This is a genomic window from Paracoccus sp. Z118, assembly GCF_019061185.1.
Classification (GTDB): domain Bacteria; phylum Pseudomonadota; class Alphaproteobacteria; order Rhodobacterales; family Rhodobacteraceae; genus Paracoccus.
In genome coordinates, this window is sequence record NZ_JAHQZU010000050.1 from 1 (window position 1) to 6,818 (window position 6,818).

Here is a 6,818-nt window from a genome sequence, read left to right on the forward strand (position 1 = left end):
ACGCCGGTCGAGGGGCTCTATCTCAACGCGGGCTGGTGCTATGGCGGCTTCAAGGCGACGCCCGCCAGCGGCTATTGCTTCGCCCATCTGCTGGCAACCGACAAACCCCACGACACCGCCAAGGCGTATCGGCTGGACCGCTTCGAGCGCGGCTATCTGATCGACGAAAAAGGCATGGGCGCCTCGCCCAATCTGCACTGAGAGCCCGACATGCTTATCCCCCATCCCCTTCTCGGCCCCCGCGACGCGCAGGAATTCTTCTGCCTCGGCTCCGCCTCCCTGCTGGACCGCCCCGACGGGATGTCGGACGGCGCGCAGGCGGCGTTCCACGATTACGTCTATCTGCGCGACAACCCGGCGGGCGTTCATCGGGAGTTGTGGTTCCACGAACAGGGCGACCGGAGCTGGCTGGTCGTCACCCGCAACACGCTGACCCATGAAATTCTCGGGGCCGAGCTTGCCCGCGACGTGGCGCTGCGCGCGAAAGGGGGTGCGGCATGACCCGGCTTTCCGGCGGGCTGATCGACCGCTCGCGGACCCTGCGCTTCAGCTTCAACGGGCAGGCGCTCACCGGCCATCCGGGCGACACGCTCGCCTCGGCGCTGATGGCCAATGGCGTGCTGCTGGTGGGTCGCAGCTTCAAGTATCACCGCCCGCGCGGCATCTTCACGGCGGGGTCCGAGGAACCGAACGCGCTGGTCGAGATCGGCAGCGGCGCGCGGGCCGAGCCGAACACCCGCGCCACCGTGGTCGAGCTGTTCGACGGGCTTCAGGCCCGCAGCCAGAACCATGTCGGCTCGCTGAAGCGCGACCTTCTGGCGGTGAACGACTGGTTCTCGCCCTTCTTCGCGGCGGGGTTCTATTACAAGACCTTCATGTGGCCGCAAAAATTCTGGGAGAAGTTCTACGAGCCCGCGATCCGCCACGCGGCGGGGCTGGGGCGGCTGTCGGGAGAGCCGGACCCTGATGCCTATGACAAGGGCTTCCTGCATTGCGACCTGCTGGTGATCGGCGGCGGCGCGGCCGGGCTGGCGGCGGCGCTGACCGCGGCGCGGACCGGCGCGCGGGTGATCCTGGCCGACGAGGACTTCCGACTGGGCGGGCGGTTTCTGGCCGAGACTCATCCGCTGGACGACGCGCCCGCCACCGACTGGATCGCCGGGGCCGAGGCCGAGCTTTCCAGCCTGCCCAACCTGCGGATCATGCGCCGCACCACGGTTTATGGCGTCTTCGATTCCGGCGTCTACGGCGCGCTGGAGCGGGTGTCGGACCACCTGCCCGGCCCCGCGAAACTGCGCCAGACCCTCTGGCGCATCACCGCCCGCCGCGCCGTGCTGGCGGCAGGCGCGACCGAGCGGCATATCCCCTTTGCCAACAACGACCGGCCCGGCGTGATGCTGGCGGGCGCGCTGCGGGCCTATGCCAACCGCTACGCCGTCGCGCCTGCGGAGCGCGTGGCGATCTTCACCAACAACGACGATGGCCACCGGACGGCGCTGGACCTGCTGGGCAAGGACGTCGCAGTCGCGGGCGTCATCGACTCGCGCGCCGGGGCGCAGGCGCAGGGCGACTATCCGCTGTTCGCGGGCGCAACGGTGACGGACAGCAAGGGCCGCCACGGGCTGCGCGCCGTCGAGGTCACGGCGAACGGCCGCGCCGAATGGCTGGATTGCGGCGCGCTGGGGGTTTCGGGCGGGTGGAACCCGAACGTGCATCTCGCCTCGCACCACCGCGGCCGCCCGGTCTGGGATGAGGCGGCGCAGGTCTTCCTGCCGCCCCCGGACGGACCCGAGGGTCTGTTCGTGGCCGGGGCCGCCGCCGGGCATGGCTCCACCGCCGCCGCCCTGCGCTCCGGGGCCGAGGCAGCGCGGGATGCGCTGGCAGGCCTCGGCCTTGACGTCTCGCTGCCCGACCTGCCGCGGACCGAGGATGCGGGCCTGAACCTGCATCCGCTGTGGCACGTCCCCGGCAAGGGCCGCGCCTGGGTGGATTTCCAGAACGACGTGACCGTCAAGGACATCGCGCTGTCGTATCTGGAGAACATGCGCCCGGTGGAGCATCTGAAGCGCTGGACCACGCTTGGCATGGCGACCGACCAGGGCAAGACGGCGAACGTCACCGCGCTGGCGGTCATGGCGGAGCTGACCGGCCAGACCATCCCGCAGACCGGCACCACGATCTTCCGGCCGCCCTACACCCCGGTCGCGCTGTCGGCACTGGGCGGCGGCGACAATGGCGGCCATTTCAAGCCGCGCCGCCTGACGCCCACGCACCAATGGGCGGCCGCGCAGGGCGCGGTCTTCGTCGAGGTCGGCCAGTGGATGCGCGCGCAGTATTTCCCCCGCGCGGGCGAGAGCCACTGGCGCGAGACGGTGGACCGCGAGGTTCTGGCGACCCGCAAGGGCGTCGGCATCTGCGACGTGACGACGCTGGGCAAGGTCGATGTGCAGGGCGCGGATGCGGGCGAGTTCCTGAACCGCGTCTATGCCAATGCCATGGGCAGCCTGAAGGTCGGGATGGTCCGCTATGGCCTGATGCTGCGCGAGGATGGCGTCGTCTGGGACGACGGCACCTGCGCCCGGCTGGCGGACACGCATTACGTCGTGACCACTACCACCGCCAACGCCGGCACGATCTATCGCCACATGGAGTTCTGCCGTCAGTGCCTGTGGCCGGAGCTGGACGTGCAGCTGATCTCGACCACCGACGCCTGGGCGCAGATCGCGGTCGCGGGGCCGAATGCGCGCCGTCTGCTGGAACGCATCGTGGACGGCTTCGACCTGTCGAACGAGGCGTTCCCCTTCATGGCCTGCGCCAGCCTGACCATCTGCGGCGGGCTGCGCGCGCGGCTGTTCCGCATCAGCTTCTCGGGCGAGCTGGCCTATGAGATCGCGGTGCCCGCCCGCTATGGCAACGCGCTGATGGCGCGGCTGGTGGAGATCGGCGCGGACCTCGGCGCGACCCCCTATGGGACCGAGGCGCTTGGCGTCATGCGGATCGAAAAGGGCCATGCCGCGGGGAACGAACTGAACGGCCAGACCACGGCGCAGATGCTGGGACTGGGACGGATGGTGTCCACGAAGAAGGACAGCATCGGCGCGGTCATGTCGCGCCGCGAAGGGCTTGCGAGCGAACGCCGCGTGCTCGTCGGGCTGGAGCCCGTCGATCCGGCCCGGCCGGTGGTCGCGGGCGCGCATCTGTTCGCGGACGGCGCCGAGCAGAACACCGACACCGATCAGGGCTGGATCACCTCGGGCGCGCACAGCCCGCATCTGGGCCACGCCATCGGCCTTGGCTTTCTGGACAACGGCGCGGCGCGGATGGGCGAGATGATCGTCGCCGCCAACCCGCTTCAGGGCCAGACCGTCAAGGTCCGCGTCACCAGCCCCCATTTCATCGACCCCGAGGGAGAACGCCTCCGTGCCTGATCGCGTGCATGACCTGTCCCCCCTTCCCGCAACCGGCGGCGCGGCACCGGCGACGGCCCGCCACGGCGCGCTGACGCTGACCGAAAACGACGGGCTTGCCCTCGCCTCGCTGGCGCTGCGGCGGGGCGGCGCGCAGCCCGCGCCCTTCGGACTGACCCTTCCCGGCCCCGGCGGATGGGCGGCGCAGGGCGAGATCTCGGCCTTCTGGACCGGGCCGGACCAGTGGATGATCGAGGGGCACCGGCTGGCCGGAATGGACTTCGCCGCCCGCGTCGCTGCCGAGGCTTCCGGCGCGTCCGTGACCGAGCAGACCGACGGCTTCGCGGCTTTCGAGATCCGCTCGTCGGCCGGCGAGGCGCCGATCCTCGCGCTGCTGGCAAAGCTCGTGAACATCGACCCGGCAAACCTTGCGTCCGGCCGCGCCGCCCGCACCGGGCTGCATCACATGAGCGTCTTCGTCATCCGCCGCGCGCCCGACCACCTCGCGGTGGCGGGCATGCGCTCGGCCGCCGGAACGCTCTGGCATGTGCTGGAAACCGCGGTTGCGCGGCTCGACGCCGCCGCCGCATAACCGGCCCCCAGTTCCCTGCCCCATTTCCCTGAAGTCGAGAGTTCCCATGTCCCGCTACGCCCTCCGCGTCTCCTGCCAGTCCACCCGCGGCATCGTCGCCGCCATCGCGGGCTATCTCGCCGAGCAGGGCTGCAACATCACCGACAGCGCCCAGTTCGATGACGTCCACACGGGCCGCTTCTTCATGCGCACCAGCTTCCAGAGCGAGACCGGCAAGCAGCTGGACGAATTGCGGGACGGCTTCGCCCCCATCGCCGCGACGCTGGGGATGGAAGCCGAGTTCTTCGACGAGGCCCGCAAGCGCCGCGTCATCCTGATGGTCTCGCGCTTCGGACATTGCCTGAACGACCTGCTCTATCGCTGGCGCATCGGGGCGCTGCCCATCGACATCGTGGCGGTGATCTCGAACCACATGGACTACCAGAAGGTCGTCGTGAACCACGACATCCCCTATTACTGCATCAGGGTCACGCCCGAGACGAAGGCCGAGGCCGAGGCCCAGCAGATGCGGATCGTCCACGAGACGGGGGCCGAGCTGATCGTGCTGGCCCGCTACATGCAGGTGCTGTCGGACCGGATGTGCCAGGAGATGTCCGGGCGGATCATCAACATCCACCACTCGTTCCTGCCCAGCTTCAAGGGCGCGAATCCCTACAAGCAGGCGTTCGAGCGCGGGGTGAAGCTGATCGGCGCGACCTCGCATTATGTGACGACGGATCTCGACGAAGGGCCGATCATCGAACAGGACACGGTGCGCGTCACCCATGCCCAGTCGCCCGAAGATTATGTGAGCCTCGGCCGCGACGTGGAATCGGCGGTGCTCGCCCGCGCGGTCCATGCCCATGTGAACGGGCGGGTGTTCCTGAACGGGAACAAGACGATCGTGTTCCCCGCCTCGCCCGGCTCCCACGCGTCCGAGCGGATGGGGTGAGACAACCCGGACCCTTGGCGTCCCGCCCCCCCCCGCGGCATCGATGGGCCAAGGTGGCGGGTGTTGAAGCGCCGAACCGCACCGGGTTTGCCGGAGGCTCCAACTCCTGAGTAGGCTGGAGCATCATGAAAGACGACGAACAAGTTTTCCCCTGAAGTGCGCGAGCGTGCCGTGCGGCTGGTTCTCGACAATGAGGGTCAGCATGAATCGCGCTGGCAGGCGGTCGTGTCGATTTCCGCAAAGATCGGTTGCGCACCCCAGACCCTAAACGACCGTGTGAGTTCCGTTTTGCCACAGCCGGGTGGGCGTTGACGGGCGTGAAGGCGTGATCGTGGTGGGGGCGTGCAATTACCCCGACCGGATCGATCCGGCGATTACCCGTGCCGGTCGCTTTGACCAAGTAATTCACATTCGACGTCTGGATGCACCGGCGCTTGCGACGATCCTGCGCCAGCATCTCGGCGCCGAACTGGTCGGCATCGATCTCATGCCGCTCGGCGAACTGGCGTTCGGCCGGTCTGGTGCGGAATGCGCCGCCCCGGTCCGCGCCGCGAAGGCCCGCGCATGTCAGAGCCGTCGGCCGCTGGTGCTCGACGACCTCCGCGCCGCCCTTGGTCCCGACCATCAAACCCTGCCGCCAAGTCTTCGCCGACGGCTGGCCATCCATGAGGCCGGGCATGCAGTCGTCGTCGCCGCCCTCGATCTCGGCCGCGTCCTCGGGATGCGGCTCACGCCCGAGGGCGGCGAGACTCTGATCCGCTGGCACGAGCCGGAGCCGACTCTCGCCGGCGTCGAGCGGCTCTGCTTGGGCCATCTGGCCGGACGTGCCGCCGAGTTGCTGGTCCTCGGCGACATGAGCGCCGGCGGTGGAGGCGGGATGGAGAGCGACCTTGCCCGCGCGACGCAGATCCTGCTCACCATGGAACTGCAAGCCGGACTGGGCGACTACGGCCATCTCTCGATCGGTGCCGAACCGCACCCCGGAATGATCCTGTCGCTGCCGCATGCCGTGCGGGAGCAACTGCAGCACCGCCTCGACCGGACCGTGAGCACGGCGCAGGAGCTTCTGGGTCGGCATCGCCCGCTGCTCGACAGTTTGGCCGCCGCTCTCGAGGCCGCCGGGTTCCTTGGCGAGGCGGAGATCAGTGCCCGGCTTGCGGATGTCGGGCTCCTTGGCGGGTCCGAGACGGACCCGGGCCAGGCCGACGCGAAAGATGCGCACCATGCGCAATGCAGGATGACGCCGATGCTCGGCCTTTCCCCTGCTCCCGAGATCGGTCCGAGGGGGATGTGATGAAGGTTCTCGTCTGGGCCGATGTCCATTTCAACCTGTGGCAGCGTGCCAACACTGACCCTTTCGGCAAGGTGGCGGAAGAGATTGCGAGCGTGGATGCGCTGATCGTCGCCGGCGAAATCGCTGAGAGTCCCGCGCAAGGCTGGCCGGGCTTCTTCGGCTACCTGGAAGGCCTGATCGATCTTGGCAGGGTCTGGGTCATTCCAGGAAACCACGATTATTACGGACGGCGGCTCGACGATGACAGCGGCCTCGCCGGGATCGCCGCGCAAGCCGGCGTGAACTTCGCCCAAAAAAGGCGGTTCGAGATCGGCGGGAACCGCTTTCTCTGCTGCACGCTCTGGATGGATTTCGCGCTGACGGATGACGTGCCGGAAGCGATGATGTCAGCGCGGCTCACCCTGCCCGACTACGGCCGGATCACCTTCGGCCCGGAGCACCGACCGCTCAAGCCCGCAGACCTGCTCGACGTGCATCTGGATCATCTCGCCTGGCTGGAGGGCAGTGTCCCAGCGGTTGGTGTAGGAGGCCGCGCGCGGAGCCCCGGCGTAGCGCAGCGCGCGGCCGGGCGTGACGCTGGCGGCCATCGCCGAT

Annotated in this window: 6 protein-coding genes and 2 pseudogenes; all 8 read left to right on the plus strand. The window is 68.8% G+C overall.

What is annotated here, in order from left to right; all coding sequences use genetic code 11:
• Positions 1-201, plus strand: a pseudogene (locus tag KTN05_RS16835) (sarcosine oxidase subunit beta); the annotation flags it as partial.
• Positions 202-210: 9 nt separating this feature from the next.
• A complete protein-coding gene (locus tag KTN05_RS16840; protein WP_217330542.1) occupies positions 211-501 on the plus strand; it encodes a sarcosine oxidase subunit delta in 291 nt (96 codons plus the stop codon).
• Entirely contained in the window at positions 498-3,428 is a 2,931-nt protein-coding gene (locus tag KTN05_RS16845) for a sarcosine oxidase subunit alpha family protein (RefSeq protein WP_217330543.1), read from the plus strand. The genes KTN05_RS16840 and KTN05_RS16845 overlap by 4 nt, the downstream gene beginning before the upstream one ends.
• Positions 3,421-3,999, plus strand: a complete 579-nt coding sequence (locus tag KTN05_RS16850) for a sarcosine oxidase subunit gamma (RefSeq protein WP_371823399.1) — start codon at positions 3,421-3,423, stop codon at positions 3,997-3,999. The genes KTN05_RS16845 and KTN05_RS16850 overlap by 8 nt, the downstream gene beginning before the upstream one ends.
• Positions 4,000-4,045: 46 nt before the next feature.
• The gene (purU, locus tag KTN05_RS16855) at positions 4,046-4,930 is read left to right on the plus strand and encodes a formyltetrahydrofolate deformylase (RefSeq protein ID WP_217330544.1); all 885 of its coding nucleotides are present in this window, start codon (positions 4,046-4,048) and stop codon (positions 4,928-4,930) included.
• Positions 4,931-5,086: 156 nt separating this feature from the next.
• Positions 5,087-5,209, plus strand: a pseudogene (locus KTN05_RS18790) (IS3 family transposase); the annotation flags it as partial.
• Positions 5,210-5,231: 22 nt separating this feature from the next.
• Entirely contained in the window at positions 5,232-6,224 is a 993-nt protein-coding gene (locus KTN05_RS16865) for an AAA family ATPase (protein ID WP_217330545.1), read from the plus strand.
• Positions 6,224-6,818, plus strand: a 595-nt coding sequence (locus tag KTN05_RS16870) for a metallophosphoesterase (protein WP_217330546.1), incomplete at its 3' end; no start/stop codon positions are given. The genes KTN05_RS16865 and KTN05_RS16870, both read left to right, overlap by 1 nt.

What these genes read in the sequence shown, in the direction of transcription:
- purU (WP_217330544.1), top strand. Translation starts at nt 4,046, where the DNA reads ATGTCCCGCTACGCCCTCCGCGTCTCCTGCCAGTCCACCCGCGGCATC.
- KTN05_RS16845 (WP_217330543.1), top strand. Translation starts at nt 498, where the DNA reads ATGACCCGGCTTTCCGGCGGGCTGATCGACCGCTCGCGGACCCTGCGC.
- KTN05_RS16840 (WP_217330542.1), top strand. Translation starts at nt 211, where the DNA reads ATGCTTATCCCCCATCCCCTTCTCGGCCCCCGCGACGCGCAGGAATTC.